19 protein-coding genes are annotated in these 17,786 nt (G+C 35.0%); 3 read left to right on the top strand and 16 right to left on the bottom strand.

The window, feature by feature from the left end:
- Positions 1 to 72 precede the first annotated feature (72 nt).
- Positions 73 to 660, top strand: coding sequence for a glycerol-3-phosphate 1-O-acyltransferase PlsY (plsY, locus tag G8O30_RS05615; RefSeq protein WP_239673999.1), 588 nt, complete (start codon positions 73 to 75; stop codon positions 658 to 660).
- A 22-nt stretch (positions 661 to 682) separates the two neighbouring features.
- On the opposite strand, the gene G8O30_RS05610 is transcribed toward plsY, so the two are convergent.
- From G8O30_RS05610 to G8O30_RS05600, 3 genes are all read right to left on the bottom strand, one after another.
- Positions 683 to 2,902 (bottom strand): ATP-binding protein, encoded by a 2,220-nt coding sequence (locus G8O30_RS05610; RefSeq protein WP_239673998.1) that lies wholly within the window; start codon positions 2,900 to 2,902, stop codon positions 683 to 685.
- 102 nt (positions 2,903 to 3,004) lie between these two features.
- Positions 3,005 to 3,754, bottom strand: a complete 750-nt coding sequence (locus G8O30_RS05605; protein WP_239673997.1) for a LytR/AlgR family response regulator transcription factor — start codon at positions 3,752 to 3,754, stop codon at positions 3,005 to 3,007.
- A 260-nt stretch (positions 3,755 to 4,014) separates the two neighbouring features.
- Positions 4,015 to 4,275, bottom strand: a complete 261-nt coding sequence (locus G8O30_RS05600) for a hypothetical protein (RefSeq protein WP_239673996.1) — start codon at positions 4,273 to 4,275, stop codon at positions 4,015 to 4,017.
- 120 nt (positions 4,276 to 4,395) lie between these two features.
- Between G8O30_RS05600 and G8O30_RS05595 the strand changes: the two genes are divergently transcribed.
- Positions 4,396 to 4,689: a HesB/YadR/YfhF family protein gene (locus tag G8O30_RS05595; RefSeq protein ID WP_239673995.1), complete on the top strand. Its 294-nt coding sequence runs from the start codon at positions 4,396 to 4,398 to the stop codon at positions 4,687 to 4,689.
- A gap of 72 nt (positions 4,690 to 4,761) precedes the next feature.
- Here G8O30_RS05595 and G8O30_RS05590 read toward each other — a convergent pair whose 3' ends face one another.
- The 12 genes from G8O30_RS05590 to G8O30_RS05535 all read right to left on the bottom strand — a co-directional run bounded on the left by G8O30_RS05590 (position 4,762) and on the right by G8O30_RS05535 (position 15,201).
- Entirely contained in the window at positions 4,762 to 7,605 is a 2,844-nt protein-coding gene (locus G8O30_RS05590) for an ATP-binding protein (protein ID WP_239673994.1), read from the bottom strand.
- Positions 7,606 to 7,610: 5 nt separating this feature from the next.
- Positions 7,611 to 7,973: a response regulator gene (locus G8O30_RS05585; RefSeq protein WP_239673993.1), complete on the bottom strand. Its 363-nt coding sequence runs from the start codon at positions 7,971 to 7,973 to the stop codon at positions 7,611 to 7,613.
- Positions 7,966 to 8,916: a diguanylate cyclase gene (locus G8O30_RS05580; protein ID WP_239673992.1), complete on the bottom strand. Its 951-nt coding sequence runs from the start codon at positions 8,914 to 8,916 to the stop codon at positions 7,966 to 7,968. The genes G8O30_RS05585 and G8O30_RS05580 overlap by 8 nt, the downstream gene beginning before the upstream one ends.
- A gap of 17 nt (positions 8,917 to 8,933) precedes the next feature.
- Positions 8,934 to 9,584 carry a response regulator gene (locus tag G8O30_RS05575; protein ID WP_239673991.1) on the bottom strand — a complete coding sequence of 217 codons (651 nt, stop codon included), beginning with the start codon at positions 9,582 to 9,584 and terminating at the stop codon, positions 8,934 to 8,936.
- Between the two features lie 135 nt (positions 9,585 to 9,719).
- Positions 9,720 to 10,022, bottom strand: coding sequence for a hypothetical protein (locus G8O30_RS05570; RefSeq protein ID WP_239673990.1), 303 nt, complete (start codon positions 10,020 to 10,022; stop codon positions 9,720 to 9,722).
- Between the two features lie 2 nt (positions 10,023 to 10,024).
- On the bottom strand, positions 10,025 to 10,447 hold the full coding sequence (locus G8O30_RS05565) for an acyl-CoA thioesterase (protein WP_239673989.1): 423 nt from the start codon (positions 10,445 to 10,447) through the stop codon (positions 10,025 to 10,027).
- Positions 10,448 to 10,568: 121 nt separating this feature from the next.
- Positions 10,569 to 10,799 carry a small acid-soluble spore protein Tlp gene (gene tlp, locus G8O30_RS05560; protein ID WP_239673988.1) on the bottom strand — a complete coding sequence of 77 codons (231 nt, stop codon included), beginning with the start codon at positions 10,797 to 10,799 and terminating at the stop codon, positions 10,569 to 10,571.
- A 26-nt stretch (positions 10,800 to 10,825) separates the two neighbouring features.
- Positions 10,826 to 10,969: an acid-soluble spore protein N gene (locus G8O30_RS05555; RefSeq protein ID WP_239673987.1), complete on the bottom strand. Its 144-nt coding sequence runs from the start codon at positions 10,967 to 10,969 to the stop codon at positions 10,826 to 10,828.
- Positions 10,970 to 11,043: 74 nt separating this feature from the next.
- Entirely contained in the window at positions 11,044 to 11,172 is a 129-nt protein-coding gene (locus G8O30_RS05550) for an FbpB family small basic protein (RefSeq protein WP_239673986.1), read from the bottom strand.
- 62 nt (positions 11,173 to 11,234) lie between these two features.
- Positions 11,235 to 11,714 carry a TlpA family protein disulfide reductase gene (locus G8O30_RS05545; protein ID WP_239673985.1) on the bottom strand — a complete coding sequence of 160 codons (480 nt, stop codon included), beginning with the start codon at positions 11,712 to 11,714 and terminating at the stop codon, positions 11,235 to 11,237.
- A gap of 181 nt (positions 11,715 to 11,895) precedes the next feature.
- The gene (acnA, locus tag G8O30_RS05540) at positions 11,896 to 14,607 is read right to left on the bottom strand and encodes an aconitate hydratase AcnA (protein WP_239673984.1); all 2,712 of its coding nucleotides are present in this window, start codon (positions 14,605 to 14,607) and stop codon (positions 11,896 to 11,898) included.
- Between the two features lie 333 nt (positions 14,608 to 14,940).
- The gene (locus tag G8O30_RS05535) at positions 14,941 to 15,201 is read right to left on the bottom strand and encodes a hypothetical protein (RefSeq protein WP_239673983.1); all 261 of its coding nucleotides are present in this window, start codon (positions 15,199 to 15,201) and stop codon (positions 14,941 to 14,943) included.
- A gap of 118 nt (positions 15,202 to 15,319) precedes the next feature.
- Here G8O30_RS05535 and G8O30_RS05530 point away from each other — a divergent pair, with 118 nt between their 5' ends.
- Positions 15,320 to 15,463 (top strand): small acid-soluble spore protein P, encoded by a 144-nt coding sequence (locus G8O30_RS05530; protein ID WP_239673982.1) that lies wholly within the window; start codon positions 15,320 to 15,322, stop codon positions 15,461 to 15,463.
- Positions 15,464 to 15,529: 66 nt separating this feature from the next.
- Here the strand turns inward: G8O30_RS05530 and G8O30_RS05525 are convergent, their stop codons facing one another.
- A complete protein-coding gene (locus tag G8O30_RS05525) occupies positions 15,530 to 17,773 on the bottom strand; it encodes a DEAD/DEAH box helicase (protein WP_239673981.1) in 2,244 nt (747 codons plus the stop codon).
- Positions 17,774 to 17,786: the final 13 nt, after the last annotated feature.

Genomic DNA, 17,786 nt, shown 5'->3' with positions numbered 1-17,786 from the left:
ATTCATGGTAAACTATAAGTGGGTATTAGTAGCAGGTAATATATTATGGAATTAGTAAAGGAGAAGTGATTAATGGATCAGGTGTGGATTATTCTTGTAGCTTATATACTCGGATCTATTCCTTCTGGATTAATTGTAGGGAAAGCTTTTTATGGAATTGACATAAGAGATCATGGTTCAGGAAATCTTGGTGGTACAAACACTTTTCGTACATTAGGAAAAAAAGCTGGAATCGTCGTAACGTTAGCGGATATATTAAAAGGAACATTAGCAGTTGTACTTGCTGCTTCTTTAACACCTGATATTCATGAACTGATTGCTGGTGTCTTCGCAGTAATAGGGCATATGTTTCCTATTTTCGCTAAGTTTAAAGGTGGAAAAGCCGTTGCAACTTCTGCTGGAGTTTTATTAGGATACGCACCTTTTATCTTCTTGCTTTTATTATTTGTGTTCTTAGGATCGTTAAAATGGACTAAATTTGTATCCTTATCTTCTATTATAGCTGCTGGTTCAGCTTTTATTGTAAGTCTCTTTACAAGAGATTTACCTTTAATTATTGTAATTGGTATATTAGCAATCTTTGTAGTGTATCGACACAGAGCAAATATTCAGCGTATAAAAAGTGGTACGGAACCAAAAATTAGTTGGATGGGAAAATGATATAGACTAACAAAAAAAACCCTTAATGCAGGGTTTTTTTCTTGTTTACATAAAATTTTAGCTTTTGTTCTAAATCTTCAAATAAAAACGGTTTGGTTAGGAAATCATCTGCACCAGCATGGATACTTTTTTCTTTCTCTGATTCACCTATTGCAGTAATTACAATTATTGGTATATCTTTAGTATCTTCATGGCTTTTCAAGAATTGCAAAACGTCGTAACCATCGATATCTGGTAAACCTAAATCTAATAGTATTAAATCTGGTATATTCAACTTAGCAAAATGAATCCCCATTTTTCCAGTAAGAGCAACAGAGAGCTCTCCTAAATTTTTACTCTCAAAGCAGCTCTCCATTATGTCGATATTACCTAGTGTATCCTCTATATAGAGAATTTGCTTGTCACTCATGGATTTTTGGCACGCCATACCTTTTACGATGGGAAACTTTACCCAAAACGTGGTATGTGAATTTTGTATAGAATAAGCACCACATTTCCCATTCATCTTTTCCGTTAGCTTTTTGACTAAGGCAAGCCCTAAACCGGAACCTTCTTCGTTCGTTCTTCGTAATCGATAAAAAGGTTGGAACACCGCCTCTAATTCTTCTTTTGGAATTCCTTTCCCATGGTCCGTAACGGATACTTTCATAAATTCATCCATTTCTTCAATAAGGATGTCAATTTCGTCATTCGTTGCTCCGTATTTAATGGCATTCGTTAATAAGTTGAGTATTATTTGTCTAAATCTTGTGCCGTCGATATGAATAACAGCATTGCTTGATGCATGGTCTCTCAATAGTAACGATTTATTTTTCTCTTCTGCTAAAACATTAACTAATCGAATGGAATCCTTTACTAAGTTTGTGATAGACATCTGTTGAGCAGAAATAGTTATTTTACCGTTATCCGCCTTAGAAAAATCTAGTAAGTCATTAAAGACACTTAACAAATGATTTCCAGCACGATTAATTTTATTTGCCATATCCATTTCTTTTGATCCCATTGGTAATAAATCAGCAAACAGTTGTGTGTATCCGAGAATACTATTTAATGGTGTACGCAATTCATGACTTACATGTGAAATAAATTCTGATTTCTCCTGATTTGCTTGTTCAGCTTGAGATTTTGCTATTATCAATGATTGATTGGAAGTTCTAAGTGCCTCTTCTTGCTCTTTCCTTTTTGTTTGATCGAATGTTTGAATTGCTATTCTTTTTAGCTTCTTTTGTATAAAGATAGGGAAAATAGTCCCTTCTACAAACTTTTCAACGCCATTTAAATAGAGATATGCTTCAAAAGAGGTTGCGTGACCCTTATGGACCTGTTCAATATAGCCCATAACGGATTTTCTATCTTTTTCAACTACTATTTCTTCGAATTTATTTACACCAATTTCCGTGTGAGCTATACCAAACCATTTTTTAAATGTTGGATTGGTTCGAATGATACAATTCTCTTCATCAAGTTCTACTACTAGGCCAGGATGAAAATAGTAAATAGAATCGATTTGATGCTCCAACCTATTCTCTTCTTTTTTTGAAAGTAGATACTGATAATACAATAAGCAAGAGTAAATACCGACCACACTAAAGGTGGAAATGGATAATAGTAAACCCATTTCAGTAGTAGATACTCGAGTAGCTTCATTTATCTCATTATGTGAAACGTGCCCATCAGCTGTAACAAACATTAAATAAAAATGTGTCATCATGATGGACGACGAAAATAGTAAAATACTCCACCACTTATGTCGAAATTGGAAGAAAACCCACTTAGATAAATACGTTAAAACAGTACCAAAGAATAAGGTAAACAAAATATCAGTAGTGCTAGGTTGAATAACATCCTGAAGAATGATCGCATTCATTCCATAGAGGTGAAATCCGTGTACGCAAAGAGAAAAAGCAATAGAATAAAACCATAGCCATCTTCCTCGGACTTGTTTATACATTAACGGAAGAATACATAAATAAGGGATAAATAGTAGCAAAAACGAGTAAAAAAGTACATCATAATGTATTTCCGAAGGGTATGGATTTGGGTGAGCTAAAATGCTTAAATAATGAAATGACCAGACAGTAGTGGTCAATACAAATGCTACAGATAATGCATGATAGATTTTCTTGGAGAATAGAGTACTCCCAGTTAAGAATAATTGATAATTTGTAATAATCCCCATTATTAATGTTAAGATTGCAATTAACATTAGAGAGGGTTGATGATCAGTAAGATAGGATAACAACTTCGACCCTCTTTTCTAAACTATTTCATTCTAGTAAGATGCTAAACTTTCTTATTTATAAATAGAAACCATCACTTTTTAATAGTGACGGTTAGTGCAGACTTATGTCTCCATAGAACTATTTATTTTTGAAAATAAATCTTTAATTTTTAGTTTAGAAGCATGTGCATAGTGGTCTATCTTATTAAAATAGACAAGATAGGTCTCATTTTTCGGTTTAATCTGCGATATATAATCGACATTGATAATGTATGATCGATGACATGGAAAAAATCGTTCATCTAATTGTTTTACTATCACACTTAAATTTTCATAGGTTTCATACTGTTCAAATTCTGTGTAGATAATAGATTTCTTTCCATTTTTCTCAATAAAGATGATATCTTCAAAAGAAATATACGAAACGATCCCCTTAAATTTTACGGATAATCTGCTATCCATTTTATTCATGGAACTTGTAGATTCTATTGTTGTTCTCATGTACACTATTTCTTTTTTTACTTTTTCTAACGCTTGATAAACTCTAAACTTTTCTATTGGTTTAACAATGTAATCTACTGCTGCTATCTCAAAAGCTTCTACAGCATACTGATCATATCCGGTAATAAAAACAACTTTTAAATCGGAATGAAAGGTCAGTGACTTTTTTACCGCTTCCATGCCATTCATTTGAGGCAAATTTATATCAGCAAAGACAAGATCTGGCTTTCGATTCATCACTTTTTCCACTAATTCATCTCCGCTTCGAGCCGTATCAAGTACAATAAATTCCTCTAGCTGATCGATAAATAGAGATAAAATCTCTTCTGACGCTTCATCGTCTTCTGCAATAATAATGGTAATCGGGTCCATGGTGATCTTCCTTTACAACAAAAATATTTATCATTTCTTTATTTTTCATTATAGCGAAAGCAACTAATTAATTTCTACAAATCCCGACATTTTAGGAAAATATCCTTATTTAATAAGTAGATGTAAAACAATAAACAAATACTTAGTAAAAAACAGGTAGACATAAGAAGTGTCTACCTGCCTTTAATTAGGATAATAAGGTTAGTTGATACAATACATCCGTATTATTCATGCTGTGCCTATTGTACTTTGCATGAACCTCAATGACCAGTATGGAAGATCATTGGTTGAAGGAATATCATTAAAACAGAAACTATTGCTAATGCAGTCATTCCAATAAACCAACTCTTACTTTCTTTCTTTGAAAGGGAAACAAATAAAAAGTAAATTACCCCAACGATCGCTAAGGTGATCCAAGCTTCCAAACGATATTTCATGCTATCTAGTTGAATAAAGCTTTGAAGCAAAATTCCACCGAAAATAAATACTCCAATAATTGGCCAAATCCTTTTTTCTGTCATGCTGTTCCTCCTTTTTGGTATACTACATAAAGAAATAGGCAGATTTCTACCGAACAATTTTTTATCATGTTACACTATAGCTAATATACTTGACAGCTGTCAAATGAAAGGAGTATTACCATGAAAATCACCATGTCAGAAGATGCTAAACAATGGTTTAAACATGAAATGGAAGTTAAAGCTAATGAAACGGTGAGATTTTTTGTAAGATATGGTGGTGCTAGTACACTACATACAGGCTTCTCTTTGGGAGTCACAAAAGAAGATCCTATCAACATTGGGTACTCTACGGAAATTGATAACGTTACCTACTTTATTGAGGAGAAAGATTTGTGGTACTTTAAGGACCATAATTTACATGTATCTTTCGATGATAAATGGAATGAACCATCTTATGAATACATGGAGAGATAACTCATTTCTGTTTAACCACATGTAGTATTTCCAAGCTTATTTACTCTATACAATAGGTAAAGCAGCCACTTCTTACGAAAGATGGCTGCTTCTTTTGTTTTCATTCAATAAACTACTTTTTATCGTTGCAGTTAACTCACTTGGTAAATATGGTTTTAGAAAATACTGATGTACACCAAGTTCTCTAGCGCGAGCCTTTTCATCTAGGGAGCTAGATATGATAATAGGAATACTACTTAATATAGGATCTTGTTTAATTTCCATTAGAATATCCCATCCTGATATCGCCGCATGCTGAAGCATTAAATCTAACACAATGATATCAGGTTGTGACTCCTTCATATGTTTTACAGCATGTTCACCAACTGAATCTACAACTACCCAAAAACCGTTTAAACCTAACTCGGAAGAAATCGCATTTGCTAATGCACTGTCATCTTCAATTAAGTAAATAATTCCACTCTTTTTAGACCCTTGCTCTTTAATTATTTTCGGAGTTTCTGTTTTAGGGAGTTGTATGATGAAAGTAGTGCCTATGCCTAATTCAGATTCTACAGAAATTTGACCTTGGTGAGCTCGAACAATTTCTTTTGAAATGGAAAGTCCAAGCCCTGTTCCACCTATTTTTCTTCGGTCTGTATTATCTACTCGATAAAACTTTGTAAATAACTGTGGTATCGCTTCTCTAGGAATTCCAAGACCGAAATCAACAACTTTTATGATCAAATTATCTTCATTTAAATCTACTCTTGTGATAACTTCCCCACCATGTGGAGAATATTTGATGGCATTCTGAATAATATTTTGAAAAAGTTGCTTAAGTTTATCTTTATCTCCATACATTTCAACTTCTGTGTCTTTCACTTCTAATTTCAATTGATGATTAGAGGAATGTACACTTAATTCCTCTAAAACTTCCTTTAGTAAAGGATAAATTTTTAGTTTCTCTCTAAAGTAATCTTGTTTGTTTGACTCCATCCTTTGTAGATCCAAGAAATCATTAATTAATGCTGTTAGCCTTTTTGATTCTTGATAGATATTGTTCAAATATTTTTGTTGTCTTTCTGGACTTAATGTTTTCTTTAACAGTAATTCGGTGAAACCAAGTATACTTGCAAGTGGTGTACGGAGTTCATGTGATACAGTGCTGACTAATTCAGACTTCATTTTGTCGGCGTTATATTCTGTCGTAATATCTCTATGAACTAAAATGAATCCTGTTAATTGCTCTTTTCTAAACAATGGTTCCCAGTACATTTGAACAGTTTTCAGCAGCTCATCTTCTATTTGATAAACGATGGATGAATTAAGGGTGGCTTTTTGTTCTAGGATAGCATGGATAAACTCGTTCATTTCTTCTCTATCTTTTATCTTCGCATGAAAGAATTCAAGCCAATTTGATAATTCTATTTTACTTGTTGGCAACTGAGGCTTAGAAAGGTTGAATAGTTCATACATTTTGTTATTAGACGATACAATATTCCCATTAGTATCTAAGACTAATACACCCTCATGAATAGTGTTTAGAATATCTTTATTTAGTTGCTTCTCTTCTTCTGTTGATTCATATAAGTCTATGTTTTGGATGGAAACAGAAATTTGTTTAGCTAACTCTTCTAATTCTCTTAATTCTTCTTCCATAAATCCTTTGGAAAACCTGGAATAGATCATGATAGCAATTACTTTCCCATCACCTTGAAGAACTGGAATATAGGCATCATAACAAATTTGCGTTTCATCATGAATTCCTTTTTCAGAACCTACTAATGCTCTTTTGATACAAACTGTTTCTTTCTCTAAAAGTAAATGTTCATGCAATCCACTATAAATGCTTTCTTTGAACTCATTAGCAGCAGAACTACTTACTCCCCACGATGAATGAGTTAATTCCTCATCTAATAATACAATCATCCCACGGTCTGCTTGTGTTACGTGTACAAATCCCTTCACAATACTTTCTGTTAAAAGTTGTTTATTAAGTGTATTGGCTAAGGATTCATTTAATTGCTGCCTTGATAGAAGTTTGCGTTCATTGGTCTCCATTTGACCTAACAACTTTTCTAACTCCAGTGCTTGCGCTTGTAATTCATCTTGTTGTTCCATCAATTCTTCATTTTTATCCGTTAAATATTCCTCATTTTGTTGAATGTGCTTCACCATTTTATCTAAACTAACAGCTAATACTCCAAGTTCATCTTCTCTATCTAATTGAAATGTTTCGGTATTAATCATACTACCTGCACTTACTAATTCTGACGCTTCCGTTAAACGACGCAAAGGAACGACAAATCTTGAAATAATGTATTTTGTAATAAAGAATAATACGAATAACATGATGACGATAAAGATTAATAGCATGAGTTGGAGATAGATATTTTTTTGTGTTACTTCTCCGTAATGAGAAAAAATCTGCTGATCGATAGCCGATCGGTAATTACTTGTTGTTTGTTGAAAGGCTTCAATTCGGTTCGTTAAGACTTGCTGTGCATCCTGAATTACTTGATCCTGTTGATTAGATTCTATATTCTCTCTAATTTCTGGGACTTTTTCTAAAAAATAATAATCGTAGAAACTAGCAACCTCGTTATAAAAAAATGTATCATCTTGTGACTGAGAGATTGTTCTTAACTTATTTATTTGGTCTTCAAGCTTTTGTTGATCTTTAGATACCTTTAGTAAAAAATCTTCGTTATTATAAGCGATGTACCCTCTCATATTAAAAAAAGCGTTCGCAAAATTTTTATCTATTGCTATCGCGATATCTTCTTTTGTTTCTAAATTAGTCTGTATCTCCAGCTCTTGTTGCTGAGAATAATACGAATAACCAAGTAATGTTCCAATACCAATAACAAGTAAAATCATGAAAGAGAACATAGTTAAGGTAAATTGTTTGGTGATACTATTTTTAATTTTCATTCCGTTCACCCAAGTAGTTCTTCTAGAAGTTCTATTAAATACATTGGGCTAAAAGGTTTAGACAAAAACATATCTGCTCCAACCGCTAACACCTTTTGTTGATCTTCTTGTTGACTCTTAGCAGATAGCATTAATATTTTCATAGAGGTAAGAGTTGGATTACTTTTTACTTCTTTAATAACTTCCAGCCCAGTTTTCCCGGGCATCATATAGTCCACAATCAATAGATCGAATTGCTCTTTATTTAAATAGGATATTGCTTCTTCCCCGTCTGCTGCCTCTACTATCTCGTATCCTTCATCTTCTAACGTATCAACTATAAGCATTCGTAAGATTTCTTCATCTTCTGCAAGTAATATTCTAACCATTGTTATCCCCTTCAATTATATGTTGGATAAAAAACTCCATCTTTTTTTGTAACAATTCAAACGAAAGTGGCTTATTAATATAATCAGTAGCCCCAGCAGCTATCATTTCCCTTAGCTCATCCTTATTTTTATTTGAAGTAATCAATAAGGAAAGGGGCAATATGTTTAGCCCTTTTAGATAATTTACTAATTCAACTCCGGAAATACCCGACAGAAAGTTACTTAAGATAATAAAGTTCTTCTTATTTGTTACAAGTGTCGAATTTAGGTAGCTTTCCGCTGTTTCAAATCTATGAACATGTAATTCTATTTGAAACTTCAAAGCTGATTCCTTTAAGTTAGAATGAATAATGGATTGCATGATGGGATCACCTTCTATAATGGAAACATGTATAGTGGGTAATGCCACTGGATTAAATTTATCTTTATAAGGTTGAACTCTGTTTCTACCATTTTCTTTTGCATCGTACAATGCTAAGTCAGCAAGATCTAACCAGTAGCTTATGTGAGGGTTCGTTGCCTGTACTTCTACTACACCAGCAGAAAATGATTGAAAGTGCGTTCCATTGTCTGTTTCAAAAGGAAGCTTAAAAAAAGAATTTTTCACTGCGTTTAATTTATTTACTACATTTTCGATTGTTTGATTTGCAAACAATAGGATAAATTCTTCTCCGCCATATCTAAATAAAATATCTTCAGATGAAAGGTTTGATTGAACAAATGTTGTAAATTCTTTTAACACCCTATCACCAACAAGATGTCCATACACATCATTTGTCTTTTTGAAGTAATCCAAATCCACAAATCCAACACAAAACGGTTGATTTGAGCTGATAAAGCGATCATGTAATCGTGTGAAAGCTTCTGTTAAATACTTCCTATTGTATGCCCTTGTTAATTCATCAATTATTATTAATGATTCAATTTGTTTTTTTCTTTCCATACACCTCTGAACTCTAGCTAATGCAGTGGGTAAAGATAACGGTTTACTCCAGTAATCATCTGCCCCTTTTGCAAGCTTTCAATTTCCAAGATAGGGTTCTTGTCTGCAGTCATCATCACTACTGGTATGTAACTTCTCTTCGTAATTTGTAGTACTTCTTCGAGTGTATCAATACCATTGCTATCTTCTAGCATAATATCTATTAGTAGACAATCTGGTTTTGTGTTTGCAAGCATTTGAATTGCTTGATTTGGGGAGGTGAATGCAAGGACATGCAACCCATTTTGTTCAAAATAATCCTTTAATACATGCAACAAGGTAATATCGTCATCAATAATAAATACGGTTAATGTTTCTTTATCCTTCAAAGATTTATTCATAACCGGGAATCCTTTAGATAAGGTATAGTGCAATTCCATAATAGGAGAGAGTATTTTCTCCATTTCTCCTCTACCTATTTCATGATCTAGGTCATTTGGGTGCTTATCTAAAATCAATTTTGCCAATTCCCCTAGCTCATTTAACTGAATAGTTGGTGCGGTACCAACTATTGAATGACAAAAACGTCTGATTTCTTTACCTGGAATTTTATCCGAAGTAAGCATGGATTTTAATTGATTCTCCACATTTTCTAGAAATCTTTGTTGATACTCTAATAAATTTTTCAAATTGACACCTACTTTTAATCTTAACTTTCTTTGGTTGATGCAAAAAGGAATAGAGTTTTTGTAAACCAACCAATGAAAATTGTATAATCTTCTATTAATGTATTTTAATAAAAACATCGTTTATGTTACGGTCCATTAGGAAAGGTGGAATTTATTCCATTGTTCTACTTTCCCTTCGACTTTTAAAATGTAGTATGCTTTATCACCAAATAAATCAAAGTGAGGAAACCCAGGTTTATAATCAATCCAATTGGGGTCTAAGTCATACTTGTTACCCCAACGTATTAATTTTTCCACATCGGTGCAACCCACTTTAGTAACTGTTTTTTGCCCTGGAAAACGGTCATCTACCCAATAATGTGTAAGAAACGCTACTTCCCCCATTCGAACTTGTCTTTTCCATTGATTAAGCTCTTCTCTAGTGATTCCAAATGCCATTACTATTCCTCTTTTGTTGCATCCACATAAGCTTGATGCCAATTTGGAAATTTCTTTTTAATAGATATCGGACGAAAACCGTCTTTCTTTACACATACATGATCACTTGTAGCAGAAAGTGCTACATCTCCATTTTCTTTTACCACTTCATATCCATATGTAACTCGGAGACCGTCGTAGTGTTCAATCCATGTTTTGATTAATGGTGTTTCACCATATTTAACGGGAGATTTATATTTCACTTGTAAACCAGTTACAGGGGATACAACTCCTTGTTCTTCCATATCTGCGTAGCGAAAGCCCAGTTTCTCTATTAATGAGGTTCTTCCTAACTCCATCCAAATGACATAGTTTGCATGATACACTACGCCCATTTGATCGGTTTCCGCGTAGCGGACTTGAATAGGATACTCTGAAATAATCATATTGCACCTTCTTCTTATGTAGTATAGTAAATAGTTTATCAAACAAAGTTAGAAAAAACATTTATTTACCTATTTTAAACAAAAAGGAGAGGCTTCTTAAAGAGAGCCTCTCCAATCGTACTTATGTTAAATCATGTTGTTGGTGTGCTTCATCTTTTACTTCACTTTTAAAGGCTTGAATGCTTTCACGTCTTCTTTCATTCTTTGCCTCTATCGCTGCCTTATCATGAGCAGTTCCATGAGCAATTGCTTCTTCTGCCTTATGGATATTTTCTTCCGTAGACTGAATTAGCTGTTGTAGTTTTTCTACGTTGTCTGAACGATCATCTGGATTTGATTTTTGCCATGCCATGGTAAATTCCTCCTCAAAATGGGTAACTATTCCCCTTTAGTTTGAATAACTTGTGGCTGATGTCCCGATTTGTCAGCCATTTGCTTACCATTATTTCGATGAGATACGCGAGATTTTGTCCCTAAATGGTCTTCACTAAAACGCTTTTGAAAGCTTTTTTGATTTCCCATTGACACTCCCTCCCCTCATCCTATAGTTTGGCTAACTAAACAGGAATTATGGTTGGCATTGTTAACCAAGACTTCTATATCTTAGCTTGGTGTCTAGAGTCAATTCGATCCTCTAACCGCTCCATAGCTTGAGCGTCTCTTAGTAACGCTTGTCTATTTTCTTTTACTAGGTCTGCAAAACTTCTTTTACGTATACGTTTCATTTACGTCACTCCTTTTTTTGTTTAGTATGGTCGAAGGAGATGTAATACAAACGTAAATATTCTCACAATTCCATATTTTCTTTTATGAAGAAATACCACTGTTCTGGATCCATAGCACCAAATTGTTCTTTCTTTATAAAGCCATCTTTATCAATATAAATAGTAGTTGGAACAGCAAAAATACTGTACTCTTTTTGGATTTTATTATTCTTATCAAGTAAAACTGGTAGAGTAACACCTGACTTTTCAATAAATTTTTTCACCTGTGCAGTAGAATCCACGTTTATAGTAATAATTTTTGGTGCTATATCCATCTGTTTCACCACTTCTTCCATTGCTGGAAGCTCGTCTTTACAAGGTGTACACCACGTTGCCCAGAAATGTAGAATAATGTCTTCTCCTTTAAATGAATCAAGTGTAACCGTTTTACCATTTAAGTCTTCTAAAGCAAATGTTGGAGCTTGTTTTGCATGTACTAACTGGCTAGTGGAAAAAGTAATCATGAACAGGATAATAAGGGAAGTACATATTTTTAGTCTCATTTTTTAGCCTCCTTATCCATATTGTTCCCGCATAATGTAATTTCATGATGAATGGTCTTTGTGATAGGAGCGCTTACGAAATAAACTTTCATTGGTCTGAAACTCGTTTTTCTATTAGCTTTAGCGTAAAAAAACAAAAGCCTGAAGCAGATAATCTACTTCAGGCTAATTGTATTCTTCCTTATGCTTGTAATTTTTGACGTAATACCATCGGAAGGATTCCACCATGACGGTAGTAATCTACTTCTACATCAGAGTCAAAGCGAACTAACACATCAAATGTTGTTACTTTTCCGTCTTCTGCAGTAGCTGTTACTGTCACGATATCACGTGGTTTAACAGATTCCGATACTTCTACGTGTAACGTTTCTTCACCAGTTAGACCAAGTGTTTCTGCGCTTTCTCCAGCTTTAAATTGAAGTGGAAGAACACCCATCATTACAAGGTTAGAACGGTGAATACGCTCATAGCTTTCTGCAATAACTGTCTTAATGCCTAAAAGGTTAGTACCTTTTGCAGCCCAGTCACGTGAAGATCCCATACCATAGTCTTTACCAGCTAAGATAGCTAAACCAGTGCCATCTGCTTGATACTTCATACATGCATCATAAATCGCCATTACTTCACCAGTTGGAAGATACGTAGTATATCCACCTTCCGTACCTGGTGCCATACCATTTCGGATACGAATGTTTGCGAACGTTCCACGCATCATAACTTCATGGTTACCACGACGAGAACCGTATGAATTAAAGTCTCTAATTTCTACACCATTCTCACGTAAGTAACGTCCTGCTGGTGTATCTTTACCAATTGCTCCTGCTGGAGAAATGTGGTCAGTAGTAACTGAATCACCGAACTTACCTACTACACGTAAACCTTTTAAAGGTTCAACTGTTCCAGCATCTCCAGCTAAGTTGCCAAAGAATGGAGGATTTTGAATGTACGTAGATTTGTCGTCAAAATCATAAAGTGGTTTGTTATCCGTTTTAATAGCATTCCATTTTGCATTATCTGTGAAGACATGCTCATACTCTTTACGGAATAATTCAGGTGTTACGGATGATTGAACTGCTTCTTTTACTTCCTCTGTCGTTGGCCAAATATCTTTAAAGAATACGTCGTTACCATCTTTATCTTTACCAAGTGGTTCCGTTGCGAAGTCGATGTTTACTGTACCAGCTAATGCGTATGCAACTACTAGTGGAGGTGATGCTAGATAGTTTGCTTTCACTAATGGATGAATACGACCTTCAAAGTTACGGTTACCAGATAATACAGATGTCACTAACAGATCATTCTCAGAAATTGTTTTTTCAATCTCTTCTTTTAATGGTCCAGAGTTACCAATACATGTTGTACAACCATACCCAACGATATTGAAACCTAGTTGGTTTAAGAACGGTTGTAACCCAGAATCACGTAAATATCCTGTTACAACTTTAGAACCTGGAGCTAACGAAGTTTTCACGAATGATGGAACCGTTAAACCTTTCTCTACTGCTTTTTTCGCAACAAGACCTGCACCTAACATTACATAAGGGTTAGATGTATTAGTACAAGATGTGATAGCAGCAATTGCTACAGCACCTGTTGTCATTTCTGTTGTTGATCCATCAGCAAAATTTACAGTTGCTGTCTTATCTAGTTCTTCTTCTTTTAAACCAAAGCCTTGGTTACCAGAAGGAGCTGTTACAGCAGACTTAAAAGAATCTTGCATTGCTGATAATGGAATTAAATCTTGTGGACGTTTTGGTCCTGAAAGATTTGCTTCAATTGCTGTTAAATCTATTTCAATTACGTCTGTATACGTTGGATCTGGATTCTCAGGAGTGAAGAACATGTTATTCGCTTCTAAGTAAGATTTTACTACTTGAATATGTTCTTCTTCTCTACCAGTTAATCGTAAATAATCAAGTGATTCTTCGTCTACAGGGAAAAATCCACACGTTGCACCATATTCAGGAGCCATGTTGGCAATCGTTGCACGATCAGCTAGAGGTAGGCTACTTACGCCCGCTCCAAAGAACTCTACAAATTTACCAACAACACCTTTGGAACGAAGTACTTGCGTTACTTTAAGCGCTAAGTCCGTTGCTGTTGCACCGTTTGGTAACTCACCTAAAAGTTTTACACCGATTACTTCTGGAATAGGGAAGTAAGAAGGCTGACCTAACATTCCAGCTTCTGCCTCAATTCCTCCAACACCCCAACCAAGTACACCAATACCATTAATCATTGTAGTATGAGAGTCGGTACCTACTAATGTATCTGGATACGTTTCGAAGTCTCCTTCCGTTGTTTCTACAGCATGCACTACATTCGCCAAGTACTCTAAGTTTACTTGGTGAACAATTCCTGTTGCAGGTGGAACGGCACGGTAGTTATCAAATGCTTTTTGTGCCCAGCTTAAGAACTGGTAACGTTCAGCATTACGTTCAAATTCTAAGTCCATGTTAAGATCTAGCGCATCTTGAGTACCATAGCGATCTACTTGAACCGAGTGATCAATTACTAGATCAACCGGAATTTCAGGATTAATTTTTTGAGGATCTCCACCAATATTTTTCATTGCATCACGCATTGCAGCTAAGTCAACTACTGCTGGAACCCCAGTGAAGTCTTGCAGAATTACGCGTGAAGGTTTGAATGGTACCTCTGCATCTTTTACATCTTTGTTTCCCCATTTAGCTAAGTTTTCAACGTGTTCTTTTGTAATAACACGGCCATCATATTGACGAAGCACTGATTCTAATAAAACCTTTACAGAGTATGGCAACTTAGATACATCCGCCACTCCAGCATTTGTTAGTGCATCTAAATGATAGTAATGATAGCGTTTACCATTTAGTTCAAAAGATTTTCTTGATGAAAAAACATCATTCTTTGCCATAATTCCTTCCCCCTTGTAACTATTTCAGTTACGATATGTTCTTTTATTCTCATGTATATCATATCGGATCGTTATGTATAAGTAAATTACAAGAATGTTATACAGAGCAATAAGATTTACTTATGTTCTACATTGAGAATAGTTATCAATGCAAATGCATACTCATTACTCTCGATATATTCTGAATGTTCACGATCCTTAATACTATGATAACATAATTTTTTCTCTATTTCCTTTCACAAACTTAACATTTTATGATTTCTTTTTACTTTTATGAACAAAAACAGGTGCGCCCCTTAAGGGACACACCTGTTTTTGCTTAAGCATTATGAATTAGAATGTAGTATTGTTTTTTCCTAAAATTGCATCTAAGTCATTTTTGTATTGCTCCAATTGACCTCTTTGGTGCTCACTTGCTACTTCTAGAGCATTTTCAATTTGTTGATATGCCTCATTGATTTCTTGTTCTAAATGAGCAAGTTGCTCCGCTGCACTGGCACCGTCCAATACCAATTCATGTTGCGCTTGTTCTGCTTGATGAACTCCTTGAACTGCTGCTTGGAAAGCTTGTTGTTTATCTTTATGATATGGCATGTTCCCTAACCCCTTTTCGGTAGTATCAATACTATTCTTCCAGCTTTTCACGTATTTATACGGAATAGAAAAAACAGATAAGAGCAATCTAAGCATACGTTCGAAGGGAGGGACAAACATGAATAAAAATGATTCTAAAGATATGCATAAGAACGCACCTAAAGGGGACAATCCAGGTCAACCAGCTCCATTAAGCGGTTCACATAAAGTAAAGAACCGCAACCATTCACGCCAAAAACATCACGCACACCACGATTTATAAGAAAAAGTTACGCACTGATTGCGTGGACTTTGCATACTATAACTCACCATATCATTAAGCTCCCAATTACGCCCTTTTATTAAGGGCGTTTTTTTCTTTATTAGAAAGGATAATATTTTGTAACCATTCAACAGCATTAGGACTATTTATTCGTATGCTTACATAAGGACGAAAAACTAAGTTAGGAATAGCAATCTGTAGCCATAATACTTTCTCATCTGCTATAAAAAAGCTAAATGTACAGTCCTTCTTCACATGCTCCCAGCCAGTTGGAGGGCTACACTCCCCCACCCAGACTTTCCTGACATCTCTAGAGGAAATGTGCTCTAATCCTTGGTTATTGCGAATTGGCCCACCCATTACAATGGATTTTTTGGAACGTTCAATATCACGATTCCACATAGCTGTATTACCGTTTGTGAAGAGTAATCTATTATCCAGCTGATGGATCCAATTTCCAATAGATTCTTTCGAAACAATAGTATTATGTTTTTGCTGTTCATGTATCCATTTCTGAAGTAGGTGTTCTTTTGGTAATTTTGTTTCTAAGAATCGTCGATGGCCAATATGAAAGAATTTTGATTTTGATCGTGTAAATGCAACCGTAAGCAGTCGTTCATGCTCTTCTTTCGTTAACATTAAACTTGCTCGGTACTCTGGAGGACTATCGACTGAATCGAAAATAACAAGATCTTTCTCTTCTCCTTGGAATTGGTGGACCGTTGCAGCAAAGATATCATGTTCCCCATTTATTAGAGGAAAGAAATCTTGAATCAAACGCTTCAATAATTGTGCCTGCGCTGCATATGGAGTCATTAAACCAATGGAAGTAATCCCATTGTTTACAGCTTCTAGTGTTAATTGAAGTTGTAGGATAGCATGAAAAGGATTAAGTCTAGATTGACCTCTACTATCTCGTAACGTAAACTCACCAAAACCTGTTGTATCAATAAATTGGCTCGCCTTATTTGGGAATGGAGCCAATGAATGTATACCCCTTTTTCCACTTAAGATAGAAGGATGGTCTCCAACTAAATCATGATATATATATTTGTTCGTAAAAGATGATATATCTTGATGCATTCTTCTTTGTTGTGTTAACAACACAGCCTGTGGATGACTATACGTTTTGTCAAAGGCTGAGGCTACTCCAGCGGCATGAAAAATGTCTTGCTGTAACCATTTCATGGCAAGTTTTTCACGTGACTGTGCAATAGGAGGTAGCTGTTTAAAGTCACCGGCAATTAGGGTTTTTTCTGCAAGCGTTGAACAGAAAGCAATTTGCGGTATATTGATCATACTAGCTTCGTCTATGACAACTAAATCATAGTATTTGGTATAGATTTGCTTATCGATAGACGCTTTAGATATAGTCGTACCAATAACTGCTGCGTCTTCAATAGCTTCTTTTTCTTTTTTTCTCCACTTAGAAAAAGATGTATTTTCATTATTCTCATGAGTTTGAATCTCATTCACTAATGCCTGTATGGAAGGTTTCGTTTTTTTATATTGTCGATCTAGCACTTTACTTGTTAGTCTGTCTATTTCTGGGTGTTGTTGAATTAAATATTTCCTTAACGTAACAGAAGGATGGTGCAATAAAAATGGGGTGATTGGTTGACCAATGCGCAAAACATCTCCATCTTTCCACTTTTTCTTCTCTGTAAGTACATGTACGAGATTCTCCATAAGCACATCGACAGCAGCGTTACTATGAGAAAGTACAAGTATTTTCTTTCCCTTTGTATAGTGTTGGGCGATTACACGACTTAAATTATACGTCTTTCCAGTTCCTGGAGGCCCCCAAACGAAGGTTACAGGATTTTTAAGTGTTCGAAAGTAAATATCTTCTAGGCTAGACGAAGCATTTGATGCAGTTTTTGCTTTTTTCTTCGGCTTCAGTACACTATGCACTTTTTGCAGCGGAGTTTTTTCTTCTCTCACTTCTTCTAAACGTTTCATTAGTTGCTTTAAAAGGAAACTTGATTCGACTAGTATTTCACCATTAGGAATTTCTGTTCCTAATGAGTGTCCTATTTCTAGAACGACATAATCATCTTCTCGGAATAATACTTCGGCAGCATACCTTTTTTTGTTTAACTCTATCTCTAAAGGCATGGAAACCGGTAAAGATTTACTATCTGAACCTGTTGAGAGCTGCGCTTCATAAATAGACACGTCTTCAGACTGTTCAATCCTAACTGCATCTATGAACGGAAAACGTTTAGCACCAAACTTCTGTACGTACTCCGCCTCCTGAAGCAATGCTTTTTCCCACTGCTTACATAGTTTTTGTAACGTTTCTAACATAGTATGACCCTCT

The sequence above is a fragment of the Mangrovibacillus cuniculi genome, from assembly GCF_015482585.1.
GTDB classification, from domain to species: Bacteria; Bacillota; Bacilli; order Bacillales; family R1DC41; genus Mangrovibacillus; species Mangrovibacillus cuniculi.
Note: the sequence above shows the minus strand (reverse complement) of the source record. Positions and strands in the feature narration are given on the sequence as shown.